23 protein-coding genes are annotated in these 24,471 nt (G+C 59.2%); 11 read left to right on the top strand and 12 right to left on the bottom strand.

Annotated features, from left to right (window positions below; translation table 11 throughout):
* The first annotated feature begins 34 nt into the window (after window positions 1–34).
* The 4 genes from JZX87_RS24885 to JZX87_RS24900 all read left to right on the top strand — a co-directional run bounded on the left by JZX87_RS24885 (window position 35) and on the right by JZX87_RS24900 (window position 4,128).
* On the top strand, window positions 35–835 hold the full coding sequence (locus JZX87_RS24885; protein ID WP_148145037.1) for an NAD-dependent epimerase/dehydratase family protein: 801 nt from the start codon (window positions 35–37) through the stop codon (window positions 833–835).
* An 82-nt stretch (window positions 836–917) separates the two neighbouring features.
* The gene (locus JZX87_RS24890; protein ID WP_148145036.1) at window positions 918–2,351 is read left to right on the top strand and encodes an aldehyde dehydrogenase family protein; all 1,434 of its coding nucleotides are present in this window, start codon (window positions 918–920) and stop codon (window positions 2,349–2,351) included.
* Window positions 2,352–2,472: 121 nt separating this feature from the next.
* Window positions 2,473–3,546, top strand: coding sequence for an AI-2E family transporter (locus tag JZX87_RS24895; RefSeq protein ID WP_206828624.1), 1,074 nt, complete (start codon window positions 2,473–2,475; stop codon window positions 3,544–3,546).
* A 219-nt stretch (window positions 3,547–3,765) separates the two neighbouring features.
* The gene (locus tag JZX87_RS24900; protein WP_206828626.1) at window positions 3,766–4,128 is read left to right on the top strand and encodes a hypothetical protein; all 363 of its coding nucleotides are present in this window, start codon (window positions 3,766–3,768) and stop codon (window positions 4,126–4,128) included.
* Between the two features lie 51 nt (window positions 4,129–4,179).
* On the opposite strand, the gene JZX87_RS24905 is transcribed toward JZX87_RS24900, so the two are convergent.
* Together JZX87_RS24905 and JZX87_RS24910 are read right to left on the bottom strand one after the other, a co-directional pair.
* A complete protein-coding gene (locus JZX87_RS24905) occupies window positions 4,180–4,848 on the bottom strand; it encodes a response regulator (RefSeq protein ID WP_148145033.1) in 669 nt (222 codons plus the stop codon).
* Window positions 4,845–6,245 (bottom strand): sensor histidine kinase, encoded by a 1,401-nt coding sequence (locus JZX87_RS24910; protein ID WP_148145032.1) that lies wholly within the window; start codon window positions 6,243–6,245, stop codon window positions 4,845–4,847. The genes JZX87_RS24905 and JZX87_RS24910 overlap by 4 nt, the downstream gene beginning before the upstream one ends.
* Window positions 6,246–6,428: 183 nt before the next feature.
* On the opposite strand from JZX87_RS24910, the gene JZX87_RS24915 reads away from it, so the two are divergent.
* Window positions 6,429–6,821: a DUF1236 domain-containing protein gene (locus tag JZX87_RS24915; protein WP_148145031.1), complete on the top strand. Its 393-nt coding sequence runs from the start codon at window positions 6,429–6,431 to the stop codon at window positions 6,819–6,821.
* A gap of 62 nt (window positions 6,822–6,883) precedes the next feature.
* Here JZX87_RS24915 and JZX87_RS24920 read toward each other — a convergent pair whose 3' ends face one another.
* The 6 genes from JZX87_RS24920 to JZX87_RS24945 all read right to left on the bottom strand — a co-directional run bounded on the left by JZX87_RS24920 (window position 6,884) and on the right by JZX87_RS24945 (window position 12,041).
* A complete protein-coding gene (locus tag JZX87_RS24920) occupies window positions 6,884–8,236 on the bottom strand; it encodes an LLM class flavin-dependent oxidoreductase (RefSeq protein ID WP_148145030.1) in 1,353 nt (450 codons plus the stop codon).
* A gap of 33 nt (window positions 8,237–8,269) precedes the next feature.
* Window positions 8,270–9,022 carry a histidine utilization transcriptional repressor HutC gene (hutC, locus tag JZX87_RS24925; RefSeq protein WP_206828628.1) on the bottom strand — a complete coding sequence of 251 codons (753 nt, stop codon included), beginning with the start codon at window positions 9,020–9,022 and terminating at the stop codon, window positions 8,270–8,272.
* A complete protein-coding gene (locus JZX87_RS24930; protein ID WP_148145028.1) occupies window positions 9,019–9,810 on the bottom strand; it encodes an amino acid ABC transporter ATP-binding protein in 792 nt (263 codons plus the stop codon). Before JZX87_RS24930 ends, hutC begins: the two co-directional genes overlap by 4 nt.
* Complete coding sequence (locus JZX87_RS24935) at window positions 9,807–10,475, bottom strand: amino acid ABC transporter permease (RefSeq protein WP_148145027.1); 669 nt, start codon at window positions 10,473–10,475, stop codon at window positions 9,807–9,809. The genes JZX87_RS24930 and JZX87_RS24935 overlap by 4 nt, the downstream gene beginning before the upstream one ends.
* A complete protein-coding gene (locus JZX87_RS24940) occupies window positions 10,472–11,113 on the bottom strand; it encodes an amino acid ABC transporter permease (RefSeq protein ID WP_148145026.1) in 642 nt (213 codons plus the stop codon). Before JZX87_RS24940 ends, JZX87_RS24935 begins: the two co-directional genes overlap by 4 nt.
* Window positions 11,114–11,213: 100 nt before the next feature.
* Window positions 11,214–12,041 carry a transporter substrate-binding domain-containing protein gene (locus JZX87_RS24945; RefSeq protein WP_183825765.1) on the bottom strand — a complete coding sequence of 276 codons (828 nt, stop codon included), beginning with the start codon at window positions 12,039–12,041 and terminating at the stop codon, window positions 11,214–11,216.
* Between the two features lie 338 nt (window positions 12,042–12,379).
* On the opposite strand from JZX87_RS24945, the gene JZX87_RS24950 reads away from it, so the two are divergent.
* From JZX87_RS24950 to ertB, 3 genes are read left to right on the top strand one after another with little or no spacing between them, the layout of a single operon-like run.
* On the top strand, window positions 12,380–13,627 hold the full coding sequence (locus tag JZX87_RS24950; protein WP_206828630.1) for a Zn-dependent hydrolase: 1,248 nt from the start codon (window positions 12,380–12,382) through the stop codon (window positions 13,625–13,627).
* Window positions 13,628–13,636: 9 nt separating this feature from the next.
* Window positions 13,637–14,725 (top strand): thiohydantoin desulfurase, encoded by a 1,089-nt coding sequence (ertC, locus tag JZX87_RS24955; protein WP_206828632.1) that lies wholly within the window; start codon window positions 13,637–13,639, stop codon window positions 14,723–14,725.
* A gap of 10 nt (window positions 14,726–14,735) precedes the next feature.
* Window positions 14,736–16,397, top strand: a complete 1,662-nt coding sequence (gene ertB, locus JZX87_RS24960) for a thiourocanate hydratase (RefSeq protein WP_206828633.1) — start codon at window positions 14,736–14,738, stop codon at window positions 16,395–16,397.
* A 24-nt stretch (window positions 16,398–16,421) separates the two neighbouring features.
* Here ertB and JZX87_RS24965 read toward each other — a convergent pair whose 3' ends face one another.
* The 4 genes from JZX87_RS24965 to JZX87_RS24980 form a co-directional block, all read right to left on the bottom strand.
* Window positions 16,422–17,345 (bottom strand): pseudouridine-5'-phosphate glycosidase, encoded by a 924-nt coding sequence (locus tag JZX87_RS24965; protein WP_148145021.1) that lies wholly within the window; start codon window positions 17,343–17,345, stop codon window positions 16,422–16,424.
* A 14-nt stretch (window positions 17,346–17,359) separates the two neighbouring features.
* The gene (locus JZX87_RS24970; RefSeq protein WP_148145020.1) at window positions 17,360–18,472 is read right to left on the bottom strand and encodes a carbohydrate kinase; all 1,113 of its coding nucleotides are present in this window, start codon (window positions 18,470–18,472) and stop codon (window positions 17,360–17,362) included.
* Between the two features lie 79 nt (window positions 18,473–18,551).
* Window positions 18,552–19,550, bottom strand: a complete 999-nt coding sequence (gene gnd / locus JZX87_RS24975; protein ID WP_148145019.1) for a phosphogluconate dehydrogenase (NAD(+)-dependent, decarboxylating) — start codon at window positions 19,548–19,550, stop codon at window positions 18,552–18,554.
* Window positions 19,551–19,687: 137 nt separating this feature from the next.
* A complete protein-coding gene (locus JZX87_RS24980) occupies window positions 19,688–20,806 on the bottom strand; it encodes an anhydro-N-acetylmuramic acid kinase (protein WP_148145018.1) in 1,119 nt (372 codons plus the stop codon).
* A 279-nt stretch (window positions 20,807–21,085) separates the two neighbouring features.
* Between JZX87_RS24980 and repA the strand changes: the two genes are divergently transcribed.
* The 3 genes from repA to JZX87_RS24995 all read left to right on the top strand — a co-directional run bounded on the left by repA (window position 21,086) and on the right by JZX87_RS24995 (window position 24,444).
* Window positions 21,086–22,351, top strand: coding sequence for a plasmid partitioning protein RepA (repA, locus tag JZX87_RS24985; protein ID WP_206828634.1), 1,266 nt, complete (start codon window positions 21,086–21,088; stop codon window positions 22,349–22,351).
* A 23-nt stretch (window positions 22,352–22,374) separates the two neighbouring features.
* A complete protein-coding gene (gene repB / locus JZX87_RS24990; RefSeq protein WP_206828635.1) occupies window positions 22,375–23,436 on the top strand; it encodes a plasmid partitioning protein RepB in 1,062 nt (353 codons plus the stop codon).
* Between the two features lie 135 nt (window positions 23,437–23,571).
* Window positions 23,572–24,444, top strand: a complete 873-nt coding sequence (locus JZX87_RS24995; RefSeq protein WP_148145015.1) for an MBL fold metallo-hydrolase — start codon at window positions 23,572–23,574, stop codon at window positions 24,442–24,444.
* Window positions 24,445–24,471 lie beyond the last annotated feature (27 nt).

Consider the following 24,471-nt stretch of genomic DNA (forward strand, 5'->3'; position numbering starts at 1 on the left):
AAAGTGTCGGTGATGCCTGTCCTGGGGAGGATATATGCTGAAGAAATTGTTGCTGACGGGCGCCGCGGGTGGAGTCGGTCAGAACATCCGCCCGCTGCTGTCGCAGTTGGCGGAAAAGGTCGTATTGTCAGACCTTGGTGACGTCTTTGACCTCGGACCAAAGGAAACATTCGTCAGATGCAATCTAGCTGATGCCCAAGGGGTTTTGCGGCTCCTTGAAGGCGTGGACGGCGTCATTCATCTTGGCGGAGTATCCGTCGAGCGGTCCTTCGATATTGTTCTTCAGGGCAATATTATCGGTCTCTACAACCTATATGAGGCCGCCAGGCATCAGGGCAAACCGCGCATCGTGTTTGCCAGTTCCAACCACGTCGTCGGTTACTACCGCCAGGATGAAAAGATCGACAACACGGTCTACCCGCGTCCCGATTCACTCTATGGCGTTTCCAAGGTTTTCGGCGAGGCTGTCGCCAGCATGTATTACGACAAGTTCGGGCAGGAGACGCTGTCATTGCGCATCGGCTCCTGCTTCGACAGGCCGCTCAATCCGCGCATGATGGCAAGCTGGCTGAGTTATCGCGATTTCGTTTCCTTGTGCGAGAGGGCGTTCCTCACCCCGAAACTGGCGCACACGATCGTCTATGGCGCATCCGCGAACCAGCAGACGTGGTGGGACAATAGCAACGTCGATTTTCTCGGCTGGGAGCCGCAGGACAGTTCGGAAAAGTGGCGCGCAGAAGTCGAGGCTGCGACCGGCGAGCAAGATCCGAACGACCCTATGGTGATCTACCAGGGCGGGGCATTCGCCGGCGCTGGTCATCCCGACGACAATTGATAACATCGCATCAAGGATGCCCTCCATTCATATGTTGCGGCCATATCCGCTGGATTGAAAAGCCGCTTGGGAAGGAAAAAGCATGACCATCCATCAAAATCTCATCGCCGGCGAGTGGGTCGGCAGCACGGGCTCGGAAAACGTCAATCCGTCCGATACCAATGACATTGTCGGGCTTTACGCGCAGGCAACGGCCGATGACGTCAGCCAAGCGATTGCTGCAGCAAAGGCTGCTTTTCCGGCATGGTCCCGATCCGGAATTCTTGAGCGTCATGCGATCCTGAAAAAGACCGCCGACGAAATCCTGGCGCGCAAGCAGGAACTCGGCACGCTTCTCTCCCGCGAGGAAGGCAAGACGCTGGCAGAGGGGATCGGCGAAGTCACGCGTGCCGCTCAGATCTTCGACTTCTTTGCCGGTGAGACGCTGAGGCTGGCTGGCGAAGTCCTGCCATCGGCAAGGCCCGGCATCGGGGTCGAGATCACGCGCGAACCGCTCGGCGTCATCGGCATCATCACCCCGTGGAATTTTCCGATCGCCATTCCGGCCTGGAAGATTGCGCCGGCGCTCTGCTACGGCAACACGGTGGTATTCAAGCCGGCGGAACTCGTGCCCGGCTGCTCCTGGGCGATCGTCGACATCCTGCACCGCGCCGGCCTTCCCAAGGGCGTGCTCAATCTGGTGATGGGACCGGGTTCGGTTGTCGGCCAGACGATGCTCGACAGCCCGGACATTGCCGGCATCACTTTCACCGGCTCTACAGGCACGGGCAAGCGTGTGGCGGCGGCCTCGATCGAGCATAACCGCAAGTTCCAGCTGGAAATGGGCGGCAAGAACCCCATGATCGTTCTCGACGACGCGGATCTTGGTGTCGCCGTGGAGGCCGCGGCAAACTCCGGCTTCTTCTCGACCGGCCAGCGCTGCACGGCGTCTTCCCGCCTGATCGTCACCGAAGGCATCCATGACAAGTTCGTCGACGCGCTGACCGAACGGATGAAGAGCATTCAGGTAGGGCATGCGCTGAGGCCCGAAACCCATATCGGCCCGGTTGTCGACGTGCGTCAGCTGAAGCAGGACACTGACTATATCGAGATCGGCGTCAAGGAAGGTGCCAAGCTCGCTTTCGGCGGCGAGCGTCTGGAGCGTGACACGCCCGGTTTTTTCCTGCAGCCGACGCTATTTACCGAAGCGACCAACCAGATGCGCATCAGCCGTGAGGAAATCTTCGGCCCGGTCGTCAGCCTCATTCGCGTCAAGGATTATGACGAGGCGCTGGCAATGGCCAATGATACGCCTTTCGGCCTCTCGGCCGGCATTGCGACGACAAGCCTGAAATACGCGACGCATTTCAAGCGCAACTCGGAAGCCGGCATGGTGATGGTCAACCTGCCGACGGCGGGTGTCGATTTCCACGTGCCCTTCGGCGGACGCAAGGCTTCGTCGTTTGGTTCGCGCGAGCAGGGCAAATATGCCGCCGAATTCTTTACCGTGGTGAAGACTGCCTACACTCAGGCCTGATGATGGCCGCAAATGTTGCGGCTGTAGAAATGTAAAAGACCTGTGAGCGGTCCGTCTGCAGACTAAGACCTGTAGACGGATCGGTTTTACGCGTTATCTCTGTCTGCGGAAAAACGTTCAGATGCAGGATGGGATATTCGTGGTTCAGCGTGTCAGCTTTTATATTCTGCTTGTCTTTGTGACGCTGGCATTCATCGCAATCCTCATCCCTTTCTATTCGGCGGTTTTCTGGGCGGTAATCTTCGCTATCATCTTTTTCCCGCTCTATGCCAAGCTGGAAGAAGCGCTTGGCGGGCGGCGTAATAGTGCCGCCGTTCTCTCCGTGCTGATCTGCCTCTGCCTCGTGATCCTGCCGGGTCTGGCCATCCTGGCTTCGCTCATTCAGGAGGGAACCGGTCTCTATCAGAGGGTCTCGAGCGGACAGATCGATCTCAACCGGATGCTTAACGAGGTCGTGACGGCTCTTCCCGCCTTCATGCAGGACTGGCTGCAGACCATCGAGACTGGAGGCTTCGCCGCCCTCCGCGATCGCTTTTCGTCATCGCTCATGCAAGGCGGAAGCTTCTTTGCTGGGCGGGCATTGAATTTTGGCCAGAGCACTGCAGAGTTTTTCATTGCCTTTGGTCTGATGCTCTATTTGCTTTTCTTCCTGTTTCGTGATGGACGCTCGCTGGCGGCTGCAATCCGAAGCGCGGCGCCTCTAAGCGATGAGCACACGACGCAGTTCATGGCAAAATTTGCCTCGGTCGTGCGGGCGACGGTTCGTGGTAATATCATCATCGCCATCATTCAAGGCGTCATTGGAGGCGTTACCTTTTGGTTGCTGGGCGTGCAGCCGGCACTTCTCTGGGGCGTCCTGATGGTCATCTTGTCCCTCGTGCCTGCCGTTGGCGCTGCCCTCGTCTGGGTGCCGACGGCGATCTATCTTGCCGTCGCGGGCGAGGTTTTGAAGGCTGCTGTCATCGTTGCAGTCGGTGTGTTCGTGATCGGTCTCATCGACAATATCCTTCGACCACCGCTGGTCGGCAAGGAAACGAAGCTTCCGGACTATGTCGTGCTGATCTCGACCGTTGGCGGGATTTCTCTTTTCGGCGTCAACGGTTTTGTCATCGGCCCCCTGATTGCAGCGCTCTTCATTGCGGCATGGTCGCTTTTTGAAAAGGAGCAGGGCGGCGGTGGGAATGCAGTTGATTGAAACGCGATATCTGTAAACATGGTTGGACCATGGTCCAATTCGGGCATTCGCAAAGGTCTCATGGCGGAACTATGGCTGGGCTCAAATGTTGAATGCTAGTAGGGTGCAGTTACTGACGCTTGTCCGATGGAGGTTGCCATTCGCTCCCGCCGACAGATTATTTCAGGCCTGATGCTTGCCTTTCTCCCGGGTGTTGTGTTGTTTGGCGCGAAGTCCGCGATGGCACGTAATGGCGGACAGGGTGGTGGAAACGGAGGAGGCGGAGGCGGCCGTGAAGGCGGCGGCAGTTCCGGTAATTCCGGCAGGAGCGGTGGTGCTGAGAGCCGAGAGGGTAATGGTGGCCGGGGCAATCGCGATCGCAGCGCCGATACCGCGGCGGAGGCGAGAACAACGGATAGCCGCTCTCAAAAAGACGACGTCAATGTCGACAATCGTGGCATCCGGGTGAGGCACGGCAGCGGTATTGCCGAAGAGGTGAATGATCGAGGCCGTTATGTCATGCGCGATCGAAGTGGCAGGACGATCGTCAATCGCGCCGCCACGAAATCCGATCTCGACAGATTGCGCTCATTGATAAAGTGAGTGATCTGCGAGCCATCATTTCCGGACGGCCCGCCGGATTGCTGGTTTCGCCTACGAGGAGAGCGTACGCCCGGAGATTTCTCGTGCCGCCTCATTCCAGGCGATTGCCGCGGCGGTTCTGTTGGTCACGTTAAGCTTGGCGAAGATGCGCGTCATGTGATGCTTGACCGTCTTCTCATGCAGATCGAGCTCGATGGCGATTGCCTTGTTGCTCAGGCCTTCGGCCGCGAGACCCAAGACCTCGCGTTCGCGTATCGTCAGGTCGCGCATGGCAGCGGAGAGGCTGTCCTCGTTGGCCGAGGCCGGCGGCTCTGCCAGGAGCTTGGCGGAAAGCGCCGGCGCCACATATCCTTCACCGGCGGCAACCGAGCGGAGGATTTCCGCAAGCGAGCCTGATCCGATCCCTTTGAGCACATAACCCTTTGCGCCGTCCTGTAGCGCCTGGCGGATATCATCGCTGGTTTCCGATACCGTCAGCATCACGATGTTCTGGTCGGGCCGCTCGGCAAGGATGGGGCCGATTGCACCAAGGCCGCCACCCGGCATCGAGATATCCATCAGCAGAATGTCGGGCTGGTGCCGCTGGGCGATTTCGATTGCATCGTCGCGGCTTCCCCCCTCAGCCACGATGTCGAAGCCGAGTTCGGTCAATGTGCGCGCAACGCCTTCCCTGAAAAGAGGGTGATCGTCGCATACGGCAACCCGCAGATCCGTCATCAAGTTTTCTCCGTTTCGCAAATCTTCAAAGTCATCGTCACTGTCGTACCGCTGCTATTCGAAACGATCTCGAACCGCCCTCCGAGGCTCTCGATCCGTTCCCTCAGACCGGCGATGCCAAGGCTCGTCGGCTTGATCTGTGTCGGATCGAAACCGGGGCCGGTGTCGATGACATCCACCACAACGCAATGCTCTTCCAAACGTTGCAGCACTTTCTGGCCCGATCCTCCCGCATGCCGCCAGCCATTGTTAAGCGTCTCCTGAACAAAGCGGTAGACGCAGATTTTTTCCGCAGGGCTTGGCTGCCACTCGACTGCGGCCATTGTAAGGGCAATCGAAACGCCGGTCCGTTCCCGGTGGCGCTGAACTGCCTGCAGGATCACATCCTGGAAGTTCGCGGTCTCGATCTCTGGAAGGATGAGATCGTGACAAATGCTGCGGATTTCCCTCATCGCTTCCTGCAGGCTCTTCTTGATCGAGGTGACCTCTGCCTCGCGCGTTTCGCGAAGTGCCTGGGCGCCGAGAATGGCGGGGCTGTCGATCCGAAGGGATGCATAGGCAATAAGCTGCGCCGGCCCGTCGTGGAGATCGGCTCCCAGCCGCCTTAGAAAACGTTCGTTAATGGCGGTCGTTTGCTGGCTTGCCTTCTGAACGCGCGAGTGCAGTTCCCGGTTCTGCTTGAGAAGATGCGAAAGCTCACCGACCCGGGCATTGAGAAGGCCGCGTTGCAGCTCGATGAGCCGGCTGCCGCGAAAGACGATCAGCGACAGCAGCGAGAAGATCGCCGCGATCACCGCAATGACCGCCAGCCAGGTGCGTAGTCTTGCGCTCTGGAGGCTGCGCTCGAAATCGGTTGCCACTTCATAGAATTCCGATACCGCCACGACTTCGCCTGACCATGGCTGCAACACGGGATTATAGATTTCGAGGAGTGGTCGCGTCTGGTTACCCAGCGCTTCCGCTTCCTCCGGATCGATTTGGTTGAATTCTGACACCATCTTACCGGAAAACGCCGCCTTCAGGTCTTCGCTTGGAGCAAGTTTCTTCCCCATAAGCGTCTTGTCATTGGCGTACAGGATCGTGCCGTCCTTGCGCCATAGGCGGAAGGAAATGAGGCGTTGACCGAGCGCTCCCTGTGACAGTGTCTCGTCGAGCACGCGTTCTATCGACTCATCGAGCTTTTCCGTGGTCGTCATGTCCGGCAAAATCGGAGCGATGATGCTGTCGACGTAAAGAGCAGTCGATGCGGCGGAGTTCCGCGTTACGGCCTCTTCAATGAGGCTGGCAACGAAAGTACCCACGATCAATGTCGCGATAATCGAGATTAACCCGCCGGCAAGCAGAAACTGGCGGGCGAGCGACTGTCCGGTCCAAAAAGCAATAACGTTGGGTAGGCGCACGAAAGCCTCGGTGGCTGCATCAGAAGAAGATAATTAAGGCTCGGCTTCACGGCGTCAATGGGATCGCATGACCACTAATGTGTCCGGCGGGACCAAAGTCGCATCCTCAAACGCAAAGGTCCCGTATGGGAACGGCTCCGCATTCTTCACGTTTTCCTGCCATCGCAAGCAAGGAGTTCTGTGATGAAAAAGATGATCCTGGTATCCGCTGCCATTGCAGCCTTCGCCACCGGTGCCCTGGCCCAGCAGAGCACTGTAAACGGTGCCGTCGGTGGTGCCGTCACCGGCGCAATCGTCGGCGGCCCGGTCGGCGCTGCGGTTGGCGGCATCGTTGGCGCTGCAGCCGGCACGGCAATCGACCCGCCGCCGGAACGCGTCGTGCGTTACGTAGAGACCCAGCCGATGCCGGCACAGTCGGTCGTCGTCCAGGAACAGGTGGTGGTCGGTCGCCCCATTCCGCAGCAGGTGGTGTTGACGCCTGTGCCGGAAGATCCGACCTATGCCTATGCGGTGGTCAACCAGCAACGCGTTATCGTAGATCCGCAGACGCACACGGTCGTTCGCATTCTCAACTGACATTAGGTCGAAGATCGAGAAGGCGCCCGTGACATCGCGGGCGCCTTTTCTTATGTCTTTCCTCAACCCTTCTGGCGGGCCGCAGCGTGGCGATTGGCGGGCATTGAAAGGCCGAGATTTTCGCGAAGTGTTGAGCCCTCGTACTCTTCACGGAAAAGCCCGCGGCGGCGAAGTTCCGGCAAGACGAGTTTGGTAAAGTCGGTCAGGCTTGCCGGCAATGTCGGGAACATCAGAATGAAGCCGTCGGCGGCGCGCGCCTCGAACCATTCTTCCATGAAATCGGCGATTTCCTTTGGCGTGCCGGTAATACCGTTGCCGGTGCTCTTTTCCGCATAGTGGTGGATCAGATGGCGCAGCGTGTGGCCCTGTTTGATGAAGTCGGTCAGTTCCTCGAACAATGCCTTCGAGCCCTTCGGCTGCTGCGGCAGGCGTTCCATTGGGAAGGGCTTGTCGAGTTCTGCGCCGGAAAGATCCGTTTCCAGAAATTCGCCCAGCATCCAGCGGCCGACATCAGGGTGAAGGTTGTTGATCAGGAAATCGACCTTGGCTTGGGCTTCCGCTTTCGTTTCTCCCACATTGACGACAATGCCCGGCATCATCTTCAGGTCATCCTCGATGCGGCCATACTTCGCCATGCGGCTTTTGACATTGCGATAGAATGAACCGTTGCGCTCGATGCTGGAGGCCAGGCTGAAGACGATTTCCGAGGTTCGGGCAGCAAGCTCCATCCCCGCTTCCGAGCCGCCTGCCTGGGCGATGACAGGTCGCCCTTGTGGGGTCGAGGCGATATTCAACGGTCCGCGAACCTGGAAATGCTTGCCCTTGTGGTTCAGCGTGTGCAGCTTGTCCTTGTCGTAATAGACGCCGCCCTGACGATCGAGCAGCAGGGCGTCCGGCTCGAAACTGTCCCAGAGGCCGAAAACGACATCGACGAATTCCTCGCCGCGCTCATAGCGGATCGCATGCGGATCGAGCCCCTCGCGATTGAAATTATAGCCGGTTTCGTCGTGGTCGGAGGTGACGACGTTCCAGCAGGCCCGGCCACCGCTTAAATGATCGATGGACGAAAATATGCGGGCGATGTTGTAAGGCTCATAGTAGCTGGTCGAGGCTGTCGCCACGAATCCGAGCTTCTCCGTCATGGCCGCAAGGGCCGTGATCAGCGTCAGGGGTTCGAACCGGTTCATCTTTGTCGGCGAGCGGGATAGAGCTTCCGGATCGCCGATCGCGGCGGCCGGTGAGTCCGCCACGAACATGAAGTCGAGCTTGGCCTCTTCCGAAATGCGGGCGACATTAAGCAGGTGGTCGATTTTGTTTGCACCATTGACATCGGCTGCAGGATGCAGCCAGCTCGCCGGGTTGAAGCCGAACGTATAGACAAAGGTTCCAAGTTTCAGCTTGTCTTCGCGGGCCATGGTTCCTCGACTCCTCTTGATAGTCTTCGTGTTTCAGCCCGCCTGAGATGGGGTGAAGCGGGCGGTGAGCGTGTGGCTTTTGCCGGGATAGGTCAGCCGAACCGACGTCACCGACTGATCGAGCCGCCATGTCTGACGCTCGACAACCATGACAGGGCTGCCGATAGGGATGGTGAGATAATCAGCTTCCGCGGAGCCGGCGCCGCGGGCCGCAATCCGGTGCTCGGCGGCGCTCCATGGCACATGATCGAGTAGCCAGGGGCCGGGAGACAGGGTTTCGAATGTTTCTCCTCTCGCATCCGGCACGACTTCCAGATTTATCAGACGCTGCTCGAGGCAGAAGGGATGTGCGCCCGCATAGTGAAGGCAGGTAATATCGGCGATCGCTCTCTTACGCGGGATGTCGAGGCGCTCGGCCTCCTCACTGTTCGCCGGCCTTACCGTGCGGCTCAGAATCCGGTGGCTATAGATTTCACCTTTCGCCTTCACCTCTTCGCGAATGTCGTAGATTTCGAGAATTGCGCTTTGCGCCTTCTGGGGGAGAACGACACTGCCGACCTTGCGCTTCCGCTGTATCAGCCCGGCGCGTGCCAGCTGTGTCACGACCTTGTTCACGGTCATGCGCGAACAGCCGTATTGCAAGGCCAGTTGCTGTTCCGATGCGATCTTGAAGCCGGGTTGCCAGCGGCCAGTTAGGATATTCTGCTCGATATCGAGAAGTATTCGCTGATGAAGCGAAAGCGGCGTCTCGGAAATAGTGTCGGCAGTAATATCCGCGTCAATCATGCGAGCATGCTGGCGCCGCGATCGAGATAGGTGTCGAGAAATTGCTCCAGTCGTGGGTGGCGCGGCTTGGCAAAGATTTCCGCTGGCGGTCCTGAGAACAACAGCCTTCCGTGATCGAGAAAGCTGATCTGCTGGCCGACGCTGGCGGCAAAGCCGATCTCGTGGGTGACGACAACCATCGTCATGCCCTCGCTCGCCAAGTCTCGCATAACGTTGAGCACTTCACCGGTCAATTCCGGGTCGAGCGCGGAGGTCGGCTCGTCGAACAGCATGATTTTCGGTTCCAGCGCGAGCGCCCGGGCAATCGCCACGCGTTGCTGCTGGCCGCCGGAAAGCTGCGACGGGTAATGTCCGGCGCGGTTTTCCAGCCCGACCTTGCGCAACTGCACCATGGCGCGTTCCTCCGCCTCAGCTTTCGGCACCTTGCGGACGAGCTTCAGGGCTTCGCTAACATTGCCGAGCGCGGTCATATGCGGCCAGAGATTGAATTGCTGGAAGACCATGCCTGTCTTCGTGCGAACCGCACGGATCTGGTTGGCGGGCAGGCGCTCGCGGCGGCCATTGGCGTCCTCGAAAAAGCCCAGGGCCTCTCCGTTGATGGTGATCATGCCGCTGGTTGCTTCTTCCAGAAAAGCGAGGCAGCGCAGCAATGTGCTCTTGCCTGAACCAGACGGACCGATGAGGCAGGAAACCTTGCCTTCCGGGATTTCCAGATCGATGTCCTGCAGCACGGTGGTTTCTCCGAACCGCTTTACGAGTTTGCGGATGGCGATGGCTGGTACACTCATGCTTTCGAAAACCTCAGTCGGGAGAGACGATTTTCGGCCACGCGGCCGAGCCGGTCTGTGAGTTCAACGATGATCCAGTAGACGATCGCCAGGATGAAGATCGCTTCGAGGAAGGCGTATTGCTGCGAGCCGATGGCGCTGACGGTGGCGGTCAGTTCCGGCACCGTGATGATCGACAAGACGGCGGACTCCTTGAGCAGGATGATCGCGAGGTTGATGGCGGGCGGCAGAACTATCAGCGCCATTTCCGGCACCTGGATCCGGCTGATCGTCTGGAACCGCGTCATGCCCAGGCAGGCTGCGGCTTCGACATGGCCGACCGGGACCGAAGCATAACCGGCGCGGAACACCTCGCTGTAATAGGCCGCGCTATAGACGGTAAGCCCGATCAATCCGCAGGGGATGGGATCGAGCATCAGGCCGACGAACGGGCCGCCGTAATAGAGAAGAAAAATCTGGATCAGGAACGGGGTGCCGCGCAGCACTTCCACGATCGTGCCGAGCACGGCATTGACGATCTTGCCGCCGAAGCGTCGCGCAGTGGCGACGATGAAGCCTGCCACGACCCCGCCGAGCACGCCGGCGATCCAGAGCCAAAGGGTGACGAACAGCCCGCTGCCGATTTCCGGCAGTTTTTCGATAATGACTTGCGGGTCGAACATCATGCCGAAGCTCCCTTCAGAGAGCGTTCGGCATAGCGGCCAAGAAGCGCGATTGCGGAGTTGATGACGAAATAGATGAGCGCCGCGGAAGCAAAGATCGGGATCGGCTGATAGGTGCTGGAGGCAAGATCCTGAGCCATCTTGGTGATCTCGATAATCCCCACCACCGACACGAGCGAGGAGGATTTGAGGATCATGATCGCCTCATTCACCAGTGCCGGAAATGTTAGCCTAAGAGCGATGGGCGCGCGGATGCGGATGAATGTCTGGGCACCAGTAAAGCCTGCGACATCGGCGGCTTCAATCAGACCAGGCGGAACGCTGGCAAATCCGCCACGCAGGTTTTCAGCCTGATAGGCAGCCGTGCAGAGTGACAGGCCGACGATCGCGGCGACAATTCCGGGAACATTGATGCCGATCACCGGCAACAGCGTATAGATGAGCAGAAGCTGGACCAGCAGCGGCACGCCGCGGAAAAAGCTGATGAACAGCCTTGCCGGCAGGATATAGATCGACTTGCCCGACAGCAGCGCGGCAGAGAGCAGCATGGCGATCACGAACCCGATCGCGATCGACACCAGGCTGATGCCAAGGGTCGAGAGAGCCGCCTCCAGAAGCAGCGTGAAAAGTTTTGGCGTCATCGGCTACGCTTCGTTGGTCGCCGGCGCGGTGCGCAGGGCGAAACGGAAGGAACGAGGGATCAGGGGACGCGCTAAGCACATCCCCGTAATCGACTGAGGATCAGAATGCCGGCTCAGGCACCGAGTCCGGCGTATCGAACGTCGTGCCGAACCACTTTTCCTGCAGCTTGCCCAGGCGGCCGTCCTTCTTCATCGCAAGAATTTCGGTGTCGATGTAATCGAGCAGCGACTTGTGGTCGTCATCCTTGGTGCCGATGAAGCCGAAATAGGTCTTCTTGCCGAAAGCCGGGGTCACAACTTCGAATGCGCCGTTGCGCTGCTTGGCAACGAAGGCGATGTTCGGAAGGGAGTTCGCGACAGCAACGACACGGCCGGTGGCAAGGTCGGCATAAGCGTCGTTGAACGAGACATATTCGCGAACGTTGACCTTTTCTGGAAGCGTTGCGGAATATTCCTGCAACTGTGCCAGCTGTGCGGTCGCCTTGCCGACGCCGACGGCCTTGCCTGCAATGTCGGCCGGCTTGGTGATCGAGGTGTCACCTGCCTTCTTGAGGATCGCGACGGAAGCTTCGGCGACCGGGGCGCTCATGCGGTAGCGGGCGATACGGGCCTTGGTGATGGTTGCTGGACCGGCAACGACATCGAACTTGCCGGCTTCAAGGCTTGGCAGAACGCTATCCCAGGGCAGTTCGACCCATTCGATCTTGACGCCAAGGTCCTTTCCGAGCGCCTCGAAGAAATCGACGTTCAGGCCCTTGTGTTCGCCGGCGTCGATGAAGTCGAAGGGAGCGAATGCTGTTTCCGTGCCGACTTTCAACACGCCTGCGGCCTTGGCCTTGGCCAGCACGTCTTCAGCATGGGCCGAAAACGACGTGGCAAGCAGAAGGGCGCCAGCGGCGACAGCCTTCATCATTTGTCTTTTGAGCATTGGTGATTTCTCCGCGTTGTTCTACCTTAAGGACCGCAGTTCGGCTGTTCCCACCGTGTGACAGCGAATTTTATCGCTGTTCTTTTTATTGCCTATACAAATGACCGATGTTTTCGGAGCCGTCAACGGCTTCAATCGGGCTTTCCCACGTGTCGCGTCGGGGCTGATGATCGCCGCAATCGGTAGGCCGATTTCCGATCAAATCAGCTTGCCTTGCGTGGTTTCGTAAACCTATCTTCTCTGGATACTCATCGAGGAGATGAGCGAAGCCAGGTGCCGAGTCGGCGCGGATGCTTCGCCCGATCTACGGCCAGCATTTCATTTTAGGATCATGCCATATGACTTCCAATCTCGTCGTCAATGCCGGCCGTATCGCGGCAGATATCGACGCTCTGGCCAATATCACCGAACCCGACAGACCATGGACGCGTCGCGCATTCACGCCGATGTTCCTCAAGGGACGCGCCTATGTGGAAAAGGCATTTCGTGATGCGGGTCTTGAGACGCGTATCGATGCTGCCGGTAACCTGATTGGTCGTCGAAAAGGAAAGACGGGTGGCGGCACGCTGATGCTGGGCTCGCATACGGATACGGTGCCAAATGGCGGTCGTTTCGACGGGATCGCCGGCGTGATTGCGGCGCTTGAAGTGGCGCGCGCGCTCAGCGATGCGGGGATCGAACTGGAACACGATCTGGAAATCGTCGATTTTCTGGCGGAAGAAGTCTCGATTTTCGGCGTCTCCTGCATCGGCAGCCGAGGCATGACCGGTGTTCGTCCTGGCGAGTGGCTGGAGCGCGCGGCCGAGGCCGAGGGAAGGCGTATAGATCTGGCCGAAGGGATTCGCGAGGTCGGTGGCGACCCGGCGCAAATCGGCGGGCGCGATGATATCAGGGCCTTTCTGGAATTGCATATCGAGCAGGGTACAGTGCTTGAGCGGGAGGGAATCGATATCGGTATCGTCGGGGCGATTACCGGGATTTCCCGCTTCGAGATCCTGGTCGAAGGCCGTGCCGACCATGCTGGCACCACACCGATGAATGCGCGTTACGACGCCTTGGGGGCCGCATCCTACCTTGTGCTCGGCATTGAACGTATCGCCAACGAGTTGGCTCTCGGATCGAGTTATTTTGCAGGCACCGTTGGTGAGTTTTCGATGGAGCCGAATGCCGCGAATGTCATTCCATCCCATGTTCGGATGCTGATCGATGCCCGGGCCGTCGATCCTGCTCTCATGGACGAATTCGTAGCGGCCTTGTCTGCGCTTTGTGCGCAGACGGCTGCGAAACGGAATGTGAAGATTGCGGAACCGCGCAGGGTTTCCAATGCGGCCCCGACACCTATGTCCGGGATGGTGACGGATGTTCTGGCCTCGAGCGCTGCGCGGATCGGCGCTACCACCCGGCCGATGGTGTCTGGCGCCGGCCATGACGCCGCCTTCCTTTCAAAGGTGGCGCCTGCTGCGATGATCTTCATCGCCAGCAAGGACGGGCGCAGCCATGCTGCGGAAGAATGGTCGGAAAATGATGCGATCACTCTCGGTGCGGCCGTTCTTTACGAGGCAATTCTGGATCTGGATAAAAGATAGGGAGACGGCATGGGGCGCATACTGACGGAGAAGGATGTCGAGGCGGCCGTTCGCGGCGGTTCCGTTTATGCGGCCGGCGGCGGCGGCTGGTCCGATCATGGCCGCATGCTGGGCTATGTCGCGGTCAGCATCGGCAAGCCGGAACTGATCACGATCGACGAACTGGATGATGACGACTGGGTGGCAACGGCGGCGGCCATCGGTGCACCCGCTTCCACGACCGCATGGGAAATGCAGGGTGTCGATTACGTCAAGGCCGTTCAGCTTCTGCAGGATGCGTTGGGAGAAAAGATTTCGGCCCTGATGATCGGCCAGAACGGCAAGTCATCGACGCTGAACGGTTGGCTTCCGTCCGCAATTCTTGGCACCAAGGTGCTCGATGCTGTCGGTGACGTGCGTGCCCATCCGACCGGCGACATGGGGTCGATCGGCATGGCCAATTCGCCGGAACAAATGATCCAGACAGCAGTTGGCGGCAATCGTGCCGAGAACCGCTATATCGAACTGGTTATTCGCGGCGCGACCGCCAAGGTCTCGCCGGTGCTTCGCACGGCATCCGACATGTCGGGCGGATTTATCGCCTCCTGCCGCAATCCGCTGCGGGCCTCTTATGTTCGCCGCAATGCGGCGCTTGGCGGTATCAGTCTCGCGTTGAAGCTCGGCGAAGCGATCATCGAGGCGGATGCCAGGGGAGGGCATGCGATCATTGACGCGATCGTCAAGACGACAGGCGGGTCGATCATCGCCGAGGGCGAGGTCAGCTCAAAATCGGTTGTCTATACGAACGAGGCTTTCGATGTCGGCACGATCACGGTCGGTCGCGGCGACAAGGCCGTGACGCTGCATGTGATGAACGAATACATGGCGGTGGATGATGCCGGCGGCAACCGGCTCGCAACTTTTCCGGACATCATCTCGACCTTGTCGCCGGAAGGCGAGCCAATGAGCGTTGGACAGTTGCAGGTCGGAATGCCGGTGTTTCTGCTGCATGTGCCGAAGACGATCATTCCGCTTTCGTCGAGCGTCAAGGATCCGTCAGTCTACCCGACCGTCGAGAAGGCGCTCGGGATCAGCATCGCCGATTACGCATTGGGGTGAGGAGAACACCGTGTCTAAGCCGAACCCGCGCCATCCGAAATTTCCGATCCCCGGCGGACCGAAGCTGCGCGCCAAAGGCTGGCGGCAGGAGGCGTTGCTGAGGCTTCTTGAAAACGTTCTCTCGGTTGGCGAGGATCCCGACAATCTCATCGTTTATGCGGCGCTCGGGAAGGCTGCGCGTAACTGGGCCGCGCATGATGCGATTGTCAGGGCCTTGAAGGAGATGGACGAGGATCAGACGCTGATCATCCAGTCCGGCAAGCCGGTCGGGTTGCTGAAGACACATGCAAAGGCGCCACTGGTGATCATGGCGAACTGCAATATCGTCGGCCAATGGGCGAAGGCGGAATATTTCTACCAGCTGCAGAAAAAGGGGCTGATCTGCTGGGGCGGGCTGACGGCCGGCGCCTGGCAGTATATCGGCAGCCAGGGCGTGATCCAGGGGACCTATGAGATCTTCATGCGGATCGCCGAAAAGCGCTTCGGCGGTACGCTTGCAGGGCGGTTCGTGCTGACTGCCGGGCTGGGCGGCATGGGCGGTGCGCAGCCACTTGCCGGCCGCATGGCGGGGGCGGCGATCCTGGTCGTCGATATCGATCCCGAACGTGTCGCCAAGCGCAAGGCTATCGGTTTTCTCGATGAGGTCGCGTCCGATCTCGATACCGCGCTGGCGATGATCGATGCGGCGGTGAATGAAAAGCAAGCAGTGTCGATCGGCCTCGTCGGCAATGCGGCTGATATCTATCCGCAGATCGTCAAGCGCGGGATCGTGCCGGACGTTGTCTCCGACCAGACTTCCGCACATGATCTCGTCTATGGCTATGTTCCGAAAGGCATGAGCCTCGAGGAAGTACGACGGCTTCGAAAGGAAGGGCAGGGGCAACTGATGGCGGCGAGCCGTGCCTCGATCGCCGATCATGTCCGCGCCATGCTGACCCTGCAGGAAAGAGGGGCGGAGGTTTTCGACAATGGTAACCTCATTCGCACCCAAGCCAGAGAGGGCGGCGTCGAAAACGCCTTCGATATCCCGATCTTTACCGAGGCCTATCTGAGGCCGCTTTTCTGCCGCGCAATCGGTCCCTTCCGCTGGATGGCGCTATCCGGTGAAGAGAGCGATATCGCGCGTATCGACGATCTCGTTCTGGAGCTATTCCCGGACAATCATATCGTCACCAACTGGATCAGGCTGGCGCGCGAAAATGTGCCGTTCGAGGGGCTTCCGGCACGGATTGCCTGGCTTGGTCATGGCGAACGCACGAAACTGGCGCTGGCGGTCAATGAACTGGTTGGGAAAGGCGAGCTGAAAGGGCCGATTGCCTTCTCGCGGGACCATCTCGATGCCGGGGCGATGGCGCATCCGAACATAATGACCGAGAACATGAAGGATGGCTCGGATGCGATTGCCGACTGGCCGCTGATCAACGCCATGACGCTTTGCTCGTCGATGGCCGATCTCGTCGTCATCCATTCCGGAGGCGGCGGTTATGCCGGTTACATGACCAGCGCCGGGGTGACGATCGTGGCCGACGGGACGGAATCTGCGGCAGAGCGGCTCGACATGTCGATTACCAACGATACGTCGCTCGGCATCATCCGGTATGCCGACGCAGGTTATGAGGATGCGATCGAGGCAGCCGAGCGGGGCGAGGTTGCGTATATACGGCTGGGTTGAGACCCAGCCGTATGCATCGGACGGTCAGCCCTTCTTGAAGGCCGAATAGGCGACGGCCATCTTGGCTGCGAGCGTCGCGTTGTTTTTCACCAGCTCGATATTGGCCTTCAGGCTTTCGCCCTTGGAAAGTTCGTTGATGCGGGCAAGCAGGAAGGGTGTCAGTTCCTTGCGGCCGATACCGCGTTCATCGGCTTCGCGAACCGCGTCGGCAATCGTCCCGTCGATGAATTTCGGCGTGAGAGCCGCCGCTTCCGGGATCGGGTTGGCGATCAGAAGACCGGTGCCGGTTCCGAGCTGGTGATGCAGCCACATCGCCTTGGCGATCTCGGCGGCGCTGTCCAGCTTGTGATCGGCCTTGTAGCCGCTCTTGCGGGTGAAGAAGGCCGGGAATTCGTCGGTTCCATAGGCAATGACGGGAACACGCTGGGTTTCCAGATATTCAAGCGTCTTGGCGATATCGAGGATCGACTTGACGCCGGCGCAGACGACGGCGGTTTTCGTGCGGCCGAGCTCGGTCAGGTCGGCAGAGATGTCGAAGGTCTGCTCGGCACCGCGGTGGACGCCGCCGACGCCGCCGGTGGCAAAGATCTCGATGCCGGCGAGATCAGCCAGCAGCATCGTTGCGGAAACGGTCGTGCCGGCCGTCTGCTTGCGTACCATGGCGACGGCAAGGTCGCGGCCGGAGGCCTTTACGACATCCTTGGCCTGGGCGAGTTTTTCGAGTTCGTCGGCGTCGATACCGGCGCGCAGCTCGCCATCGATGACGGCGATCGTTGCCGGGACGGCGCCGTTGGCACGCACGACATCCTCGACCGCCTTGGCGGTTTCGAGATTGGCCGGGTAGGGCATGCCATGGGTGATGATGGTGGATTCGAGCGCCACGACCGGTCCACCCTTCGCAATCGCGTCGGCGACTTCCTTGTTGAGCTTAGGCTTCAGCAGTTGCATGTCGTCTTGTCCTTTCAGTTCGTCAGCCTGTGCCGATTGGCTTCGATAAGCTCGGCAGACAGGTCGGGGAGCACGCTGGCATTACATTCGGTGGTGAGTGTGGCGGCAAGCGCCCCGGTGCGGGCCGCATCGAAAATCTCGTCGCCTTCGAGCAGCCGATGAAGTGTCGCGGCGATCATCGCATCGCCCGCGCCGGTCATGTCGACGGGGGCAGCCCTGACGGCATTGACGAAGTCCACGGTTTCCCGTCCGGCAACCGCCATGCCCTGAGCCCCGGCGCTGACCACGGCCATGCCGGCGCCTGCTTTTTGCAGCGCCAATGCGGACTGTTTCGCGCCTTCGGAGGTGTGCGGGTTCGTCTGGCCGAGGATGGCGTTCGCCTCGTCGATATTCATGAACAGGAGATCGATCCCGTTCAGGTCTTTCGGCAGGCGCATGACCTTGTGGGTCGACACCGCATCGATCGCCAGATGACAGGACGCATTTTTGCAACGGTCTATCAGCGCGAAAAGCGCTTCAGCGGGAAGATTGCAGTCTGCAAATACCCAGTTCGAGGCTGCGAGATGAGGCCAGGCACGCTCGATATGATCCGGCTGGAACAGGTCAAAAATGTTCATGTCGGCTATGCCGAGAACCAAGTCTCCGGCTGCATCAAGAATTGCCGCATATTCGGCCGTCGGGCGTTCGTTGGTCGTAACGACCTGACTGACGTCGATCCCGATTTCGCGCATATATTTGAGCAGGGCCTGCCCGCCGTCATCATCACCGACGATCGATATGAAGCCGGTCGCGGAACCGAGCCGGGCAAGATTTTCCGCAACATTGCGGGCAACGCCGCCGAGGCTACGGGTACTTTCGACGGGATTGGATGTTTCCAGAACGATCTTGGTGCGGGCGTGATATTTGCGGTCCAGCACGGCGCCGCCGATGCAGAAAGCGCGGACTTCGGACGAAAGAACATAACCCCGTCCAAGGATATATCCCTTGTTCATCAATTGAACGATATGAGCGGCAACCGTCGAGCGGGCCAGCCCCAGAGCGGTGGCAATTTCCTGCTGTCCGACGAAAGGGTTTTCGCGGATCAAGGCCAGAACGGCGCTTTCCTGTGGTGCAAGCGGATGGGTCATTGCATGGGCTCCTTGCGAAACCCATGCAGACAATTGTTTATCGTGTCAACAGATGTTTTAGGTCTGTTTATTGGGAGTCTTACTTGCCATGCGGCTTTTCGACGTGGCCGCCAAAGGACTTGCGCATCAGCGACAGCATCTTGTTGGCGTATTCGGCATTACCCTGGCTGTCGAAACGGCTGAACACGGCGGCAGACAGAACCGGCACCGGAACGCCCATGTCGATCGCGGCCTTCATCGTCCAGCGTCCTTCGCCGGAATCCGAAACGCGTCCACCGAAGCTGCTGAGCGACGGGTCCACCTTCAGAGCGTCCGCCGTGAGGTCGAGCAGCCACGAGCCGATAACGCTGCCGTGGCGCCAGACTTCGCTGATCGCCTCGATATCCATGTCGAACTGGTAATATTGCTTGTCCGGTAGCGGCGTCGTTTCCGCATCCGCCTCGCGATGGGCGTTGCCGACATTTGCCTGTTTCAGCACATTGAAGCCTTCGGCATAGGCCTGCATCATTCCGTATTCGATGCCGTTATGGACCATTTTGACGAAATGGCCGGCGCCGCTCGGGCCGCAATGCAGATAACCGCGCTCCGCAGGACGAAGCAACGGATCCAGATCCGCTCCCGGCGCAAGCGTCGCGAAGATCGGGTCCAGATGTTTGACCGCCTCGTCCGGGCCGCCGATCATCAGGCAAAAGCCGCGCTCAAGACCCCAGACGCCGCCGCTCGTTCCGACGTCGATGTAGGAAATACCCTTCTCGGCAAGCTTGGCGCTCTGATCGACCGCGTCACGGTAGTTGGAATTGCCGCCGTCGATGATCATGTCGCCGGGCTGCATGAAGGCTGCCAGCTTGTCGACGATGCCGGGCGTGATCGCTGCCGGAAGCATGATCCATACGGCACGCGGGGGCGTCAATTTTTCGAGGAACTGTTCGATGGACGAGATGCCGATAGCGCCCTCGCCGACAAGCGCCTCGACTGCCGCCGGGTTGACGTCGTATGCGACGCATTCATGGCCCGCACGCATCAGGCGCCTTGCCATGTTGCCGCCCATGCGGCCCAGTCCCATCATTCCGATCTGCATGTGTAAGCCTCTCGATGCAGTTTTAGAATCGTCAGGATAACTAGGACTATGTGTCGCAGGCCTCAAGCTATTTAAATCGATTTATTTTTGGCTATGGTCACGTTTTCGGCAGGATAAGAAAAACTGGTGTAGAATCTTCAAGGATTGGCGATCCGGCCGCCGGTCTGCGCTTCTGGAACGCCGGTCGTTGTCGGGAAGCTGATCGGCAGGCCACGCAAAGCGCGCACGGCGAGGAATGCAAAACATTCGGCCTCGACGGCATCACCACGCCAGCCGAAACCATCGGCTGAAACAGCCTGAACCTTTGCCCTCTCTTCGATCATCGACATGATCGTGGGGTTGCGCCGCCCGCCGCCGCTGACGATCAGGCGCTTGGGCCTGTGCGGCAGAAGGTCGAGCGCCTTGCCGACGGCGGATGCGGTGAAGGCGGAAAGGGTGGCCGCGCCATCGGCAGGGTTCAGACCATCTGCCATGGCGGCGGTAAAATCGAACCGGTCCAGCGATTTCGGGTAGGCTGCGGTCAGATATGGATGCTGCAGAAGGCGTTCGAGCCGCACTTCGTCCACCGTGCCTGATGCGCCGAGCGCGCCGTCGCGATCCATCTCGCCAAGACTAAGCCCCTTGATGAAATCGTTGAGCGGCGCATTGGCCGGCCCGGTGTCGAAAGCGACCACAAGTTCCTCGCCATCCCACCAAGTTATATTGCCGACGCCGCCGAGATTGAGGATGGCGGTGTCGCCGCTTCGATCGACCTCACGCAATAGAGCGGTGTGATAAATGGCGGCCAGCGGAGCGCCTTGGCCGCCGGCTCGCACATCGGCTGTCCGGAAATCATAAACGACTTTTGTTCCGAGAAAATCGGCCATCATCTGGCCGTCGCCGAGCTGTCGGGTATCGCCCAGGCGCGCCTTGGTCGGAGCGCGATGCAGCACGGTCTGCCCATGGAAACCGACGGCACCGATCTCCTCTATGGTCAGTCCGGCGCCTTTGACAAGCTCGTGAACGGCGGTGGACTGGGCGCGCGTCAGCGCTGCTTCCGCATCCTTGAAAATCAGAGGTTCCGGACCTTCAAAATTCCAGCCTCGCGCCTGACGCAATGTTTCTTCGAGCAAAAGGCGGGTATCTTCCGCATAGGGCGCAAGCGTGTAGGCGCCGAAGGTTTCGACGCTTTCTCCGTCCGTCTTGATGAGCGCGACGTCGATATTGCCGTCGAGTACCGTTCCGGTCATCAGTCCGACCGCCCAGATAGGCTTCATTGCTTGTCTCCAATCGCGATTGACCGAATCAGATCATTTTATACGCACTCTTTCGGCAAAGGACGCCGGTTGTTCCTTTAGTAGAAATTCCTTGACGCGAATCACTCATGCAAGCACCTTGTAACGGTGCCTTCAGAATTTTCCGATATTCGGCGTAACTGTCGGTGTTTGGTGTAGATTTGACGAAAAGGCGTATTGAGCTGCCGAGCCGAGTTGTATTCGCGGTTGACCGTAACCGTGAATGTCGCTCCCGTAGGCAGCATCAGGGAGAGTTTGAGGATGGCCGGATCGGCTGAAAAAATTCGGAACTCGAAAGGCGATCTCGCGCGGGAAACGCGAGAGCTTGCCGACGAGGCCATCGCAAACGATGCGCGCGCGCTTTCCGAGCAGCTCAAGGCGATGCGTGAGCGGCTTTTTCCGCCGCTCGCAAGCAAGACGCTGCGTAGCTTCTCTTCCGGCGAGGCCGCCAAGCTCATTGGTGTGTCCGATGGTTATCTGCGCCAGCTGTCCCTGGCAGGCGAAGGGCCGCAGCCCGACACGGGTGCGGGCGGACGCCGATTCTACTCGCTCTCGGACATCAATGCCTTGCGCAGTCATCTTGCAGAACAGGCGGTAGCCAAGGGCAATGTCGCCAAGGCGAAGTCCTACCTGCCGCGCCGGGATGCGGCGCAGAACGAGCATCTGCAGGTCATCTCTGTCACGAATTTCAAGGGTGGTTCAGGCAAAACCACCTCTGCGGCGCATCTCGCCCAGTATCTGGCCCTGACGGGGCATCGGGTGCTTGCGATCGATCTCGACCCGCAGGCTTCGCTTTCGGCGCTTTTCGGTTACCAGCCGGAACTGGACCTTACCGGGAATGACACGCTCTATGGCGCCATCCGGTACGACGACGAACAGCGCCCGCTTTCGGAGGTCATTCGCGGAACATATTTTCCGGGTCTGGATCTCGTTCCCGGGAATATAGAGTTGCAGGAATTCGAGCACGTTACCCCGCAGGCGCTGGCGAACCGCCAGAGCGGCAAGGATAGCGGTCCGCTGTTTTTCGCGCGGATTCAGGCCGTACTGACGACCGTGGAGCAGGATTACGATGTCGTTGTCATCGATTGCCCGCCGCAACTCGGTTACCTGACCTTGTCGGCTCTTTGTGCATCAACGTCGGTTGTCGTGACAGTGCATCCGCAGATGCTGGACGTCGCGTCCATGAATCAATTCCTTTTCATGACGTCTGATCTTCTGTCGGTTGTCCGCGAGGCAGGCGGCACGCTCAATTTCGATTTCCTGCGGTATCTCGTGACCCGTTATGAGCCGAATGACGGGCCTCAGGCGCAGATCGTCGGTTTCATGCGCTCGCTCTTCGGGGATCGAGTTCTGACCGCGCCGATGTTGAAATCCACCGCGGTTTCCGATGCCGGTCTGACCAAGCAGACCCTTTATGAGGTCGGACGCGAGAACTTTACACGTTCAACCTATGACCGCGCAGTAGAGGCTATGAATGCCGTCAACAGCGAGGTGGAGGCTCTGATCCACGTGGCCTGGGGCCGCTAGGACAGAAGGAAAGGTTTCAGATCATGGTAGGTAGCCGGAAAAACGAATTGAGAGCGCTGTTCGGAGGCGGGCTTGCGCCCGGTGCTGCACCTGCGCCCGAGGCGCAATCGGCACCGAAGCCGGCGATTGAAGTGCCTGCTCCCGCGGCCAATCCGACGGGACGTAGCGCCGCCGGCGCGGTAAAGGCAATGGGCCTTTCGCTCAATGCCATGACCCGTGAAGCCGAAGAAGCTCGCCTGCTGCGCCAAGCGCTCAGCGAAGGCGAGCGGGTCGTCTCGATCCATCCTGAGAAGATCGATTCGTCCTTCGTCGAAGACCGGTTGCGACTGGACGATCAGGACGACGAGGACCTCGCGACCCTTATCGAAAGCATGCGCGAGAGCGGACAGCAGGTGCCTGTGCTGTTGCGCAATCATCCGGAAAGGCCAGGCCGATACCAGACGGCCTATGGTCATCGCCGCATTCGCGCTGCTTCGCGCCTCGGGATCGAGGTCAAGGCAATCGTTCGGTCGTTGTCCGATGACGAATTGGTTTTGGCTCAGGGCAAGGAAAATGCCGAGCGCCGCAACCTCTCCTTCATCGAGCGCGCTGTGTTTGCCAAAAACCTTCTCGCCGGCGGTTTTGACCGGAAGGTGATCGGTGAAGCACTGTCGGTTCAGAAAAGCGAGTTGTCGCGGCTGCTGCAGGTGGTCGAGGCTGTGCCGGATACGCTCATTCGGGCGATTGGCGCAGCTCCGAAGGCTGGCCGTGATCGCTGGATGAAACTTGGTGAACTTCTCTCCTCGAAGGCAGCTCAGGCTTCGGCTGTGGCCGAGATATCCGGTGCCGATTTCCAGTCATCCGTGAGCGATGACCGGTTCCAGCTCGTCTTCAATCATCTCTCCCAGCCCGAAAAACGCCAGCCTGCAGAGCCTGTGCTGTTGAAGGACAACAAGGGAAAGATTTTCGCGCAGCTACATACCGATGGCAAGAAAAGCCGGATCGAGTTTGCAGCGGGGATCGATCGTGGGTTCGTCGATGCTGCCATGAAGACCCTCATTCAGCAGTATGACGCGTTTATCTCCGCTCAGTCATCGAAGGGATAAAAGCGCTGACAGCTCTTCCAGACGACAGTGAAAACGAGAAGCAGAGTAGATAAGCCGGCCTTGTTCGGCATGGAAAAGTCGTCGAAAGAATGGGCATATCGAAACTGATTTTTTCAACCGTCCGGAACTCATGTAATGAACGCCAATCCTCTGGTCAAAGGTTTCTACGACGAGCGCACCGGCAGCATTCAGTATGTGGTGAGCGATCCGGAAACGAGAGATTGCGCGATCATCGACCCGGTGCTCGATTACGATGAGAAATCGGGGAGCACGAAGACATCGAGCGCGGATGCGATCCTCGCCTATGTCGAAGGTGAGCAGCTTACGGCGCAATGGATACTGGATACGCATCCTCATGCGGATCATTTTTCCGCGGCGACCTATTTGAAGACAAAGACGGGCGCCCCGACCGCGATCGGCGCCAAAGTGGTCGATATTCAAAAACTCTGGCAGAAAATCTACAACATGCCGGAAATGAAGACGGATGGATCGCAATGGGATCGGCTTTTCGCCGATGGCGAGAACTTCCGGATCGGCAACATGGTCTGTAGGGTCATCCATTCGCCGGGCCACACGCTGGCATCGGTGACCTATGTCGTCGGCGATGCGGCTTTTATTCACGACACTTTGTTCATGCCGGATAGCGGCAGTGCCCGTGCAGATTTTCCCGGCGGCAGTGCCGCAAGTCTTTGGTCTTCGGTCGACGCGATTCTTGCTCTTCCCGACGATACGCGGCTGTTCACCGGGCACGACTACCGTCCGGGCGGACGCGAGGCCCTGTGGGAGAGCACGGTTGGCCAGCAGAAGGCGGAAAACCCGCATGTTGGTGAAGGGCGGGAGGCATTTATCCGACTGCGCGAGGGGCGGGATGCGACCTTGCCATTTCCGCGCCTGATGCTGCATGCCTTGCAGATCAACCTTAATGCCGGGCGGATGCCGGTTCCCGAAGCCAATGGCACGAGCTACCTGAAAATCCCGCTTGACGCATTCGCCATCAACGCATGGTAGGCGGCCGCTGCCGAACTGCCGAGTTTT

Origin of the sequence: Agrobacterium sp. Ap1 (assembly GCF_017313375.1) — a bacterium.
Classification (GTDB): Bacteria; Pseudomonadota; Alphaproteobacteria; order Rhizobiales; family Rhizobiaceae; genus Neorhizobium; species Neorhizobium cellulosilyticum.

Bases quoted from the DNA above. Each gene is read 5' to 3' on its own strand.
- JZX87_RS24885 (WP_148145037.1), top strand. From the start codon at position 35: ATGCTGAAGAAATTGTTGCTGACGGGCGCCGCGGGTGGAGTCGGTCAG.
- JZX87_RS24890 (WP_148145036.1), top strand. From the start codon at position 918: ATGACCATCCATCAAAATCTCATCGCCGGCGAGTGGGTCGGCAGCACG.
- JZX87_RS24895 (WP_206828624.1), top strand. From the start codon at position 2,473: ATGCAGGATGGGATATTCGTGGTTCAGCGTGTCAGCTTTTATATTCTG.
- JZX87_RS24900 (WP_206828626.1), top strand. From the start codon at position 3,766: ATGGCACGTAATGGCGGACAGGGTGGTGGAAACGGAGGAGGCGGAGGC.
- JZX87_RS24915 (WP_148145031.1), top strand. From the start codon at position 6,429: ATGAAAAAGATGATCCTGGTATCCGCTGCCATTGCAGCCTTCGCCACC.
- JZX87_RS24920 (WP_148145030.1), bottom strand. From the start codon at position 8,236: ATGGCCCGCGAAGACAAGCTGAAACTTGGAACCTTTGTCTATACGTTC.
- hutC (WP_206828628.1), bottom strand. From the start codon at position 9,022: ATGATTGACGCGGATATTACTGCCGACACTATTTCCGAGACGCCGCTT.
- JZX87_RS24930 (WP_148145028.1), bottom strand. From the start codon at position 9,810: ATGAGTGTACCAGCCATCGCCATCCGCAAACTCGTAAAGCGGTTCGGA.
- JZX87_RS24935 (WP_148145027.1), bottom strand. From the start codon at position 10,475: ATGATGTTCGACCCGCAAGTCATTATCGAAAAACTGCCGGAAATCGGC.
- JZX87_RS24940 (WP_148145026.1), bottom strand. From the start codon at position 11,113: ATGACGCCAAAACTTTTCACGCTGCTTCTGGAGGCGGCTCTCTCGACC.
- JZX87_RS24945 (WP_183825765.1), bottom strand. From the start codon at position 12,041: ATGCTCAAAAGACAAATGATGAAGGCTGTCGCCGCTGGCGCCCTTCTG.
- JZX87_RS24950 (WP_206828630.1), top strand. From the start codon at position 12,380: ATGACTTCCAATCTCGTCGTCAATGCCGGCCGTATCGCGGCAGATATC.
- ertC (WP_206828632.1), top strand. From the start codon at position 13,637: ATGGGGCGCATACTGACGGAGAAGGATGTCGAGGCGGCCGTTCGCGGC.
- JZX87_RS24965 (WP_148145021.1), bottom strand. From the start codon at position 17,345: ATGCAACTGCTGAAGCCTAAGCTCAACAAGGAAGTCGCCGACGCGATT.
- JZX87_RS24970 (WP_148145020.1), bottom strand. From the start codon at position 18,472: ATGACCCATCCGCTTGCACCACAGGAAAGCGCCGTTCTGGCCTTGATC.
- gnd (WP_148145019.1), bottom strand. From the start codon at position 19,550: ATGCAGATCGGAATGATGGGACTGGGCCGCATGGGCGGCAACATGGCA.
- JZX87_RS24980 (WP_148145018.1), bottom strand. From the start codon at position 20,806: ATGAAGCCTATCTGGGCGGTCGGACTGATGACCGGAACGGTACTCGAC.
- repA (WP_206828634.1), top strand. From the start codon at position 21,086: ATGGCCGGATCGGCTGAAAAAATTCGGAACTCGAAAGGCGATCTCGCG.
- repB (WP_206828635.1), top strand. From the start codon at position 22,375: ATGGTAGGTAGCCGGAAAAACGAATTGAGAGCGCTGTTCGGAGGCGGG.
- JZX87_RS24995 (WP_148145015.1), top strand. From the start codon at position 23,572: ATGAACGCCAATCCTCTGGTCAAAGGTTTCTACGACGAGCGCACCGGC.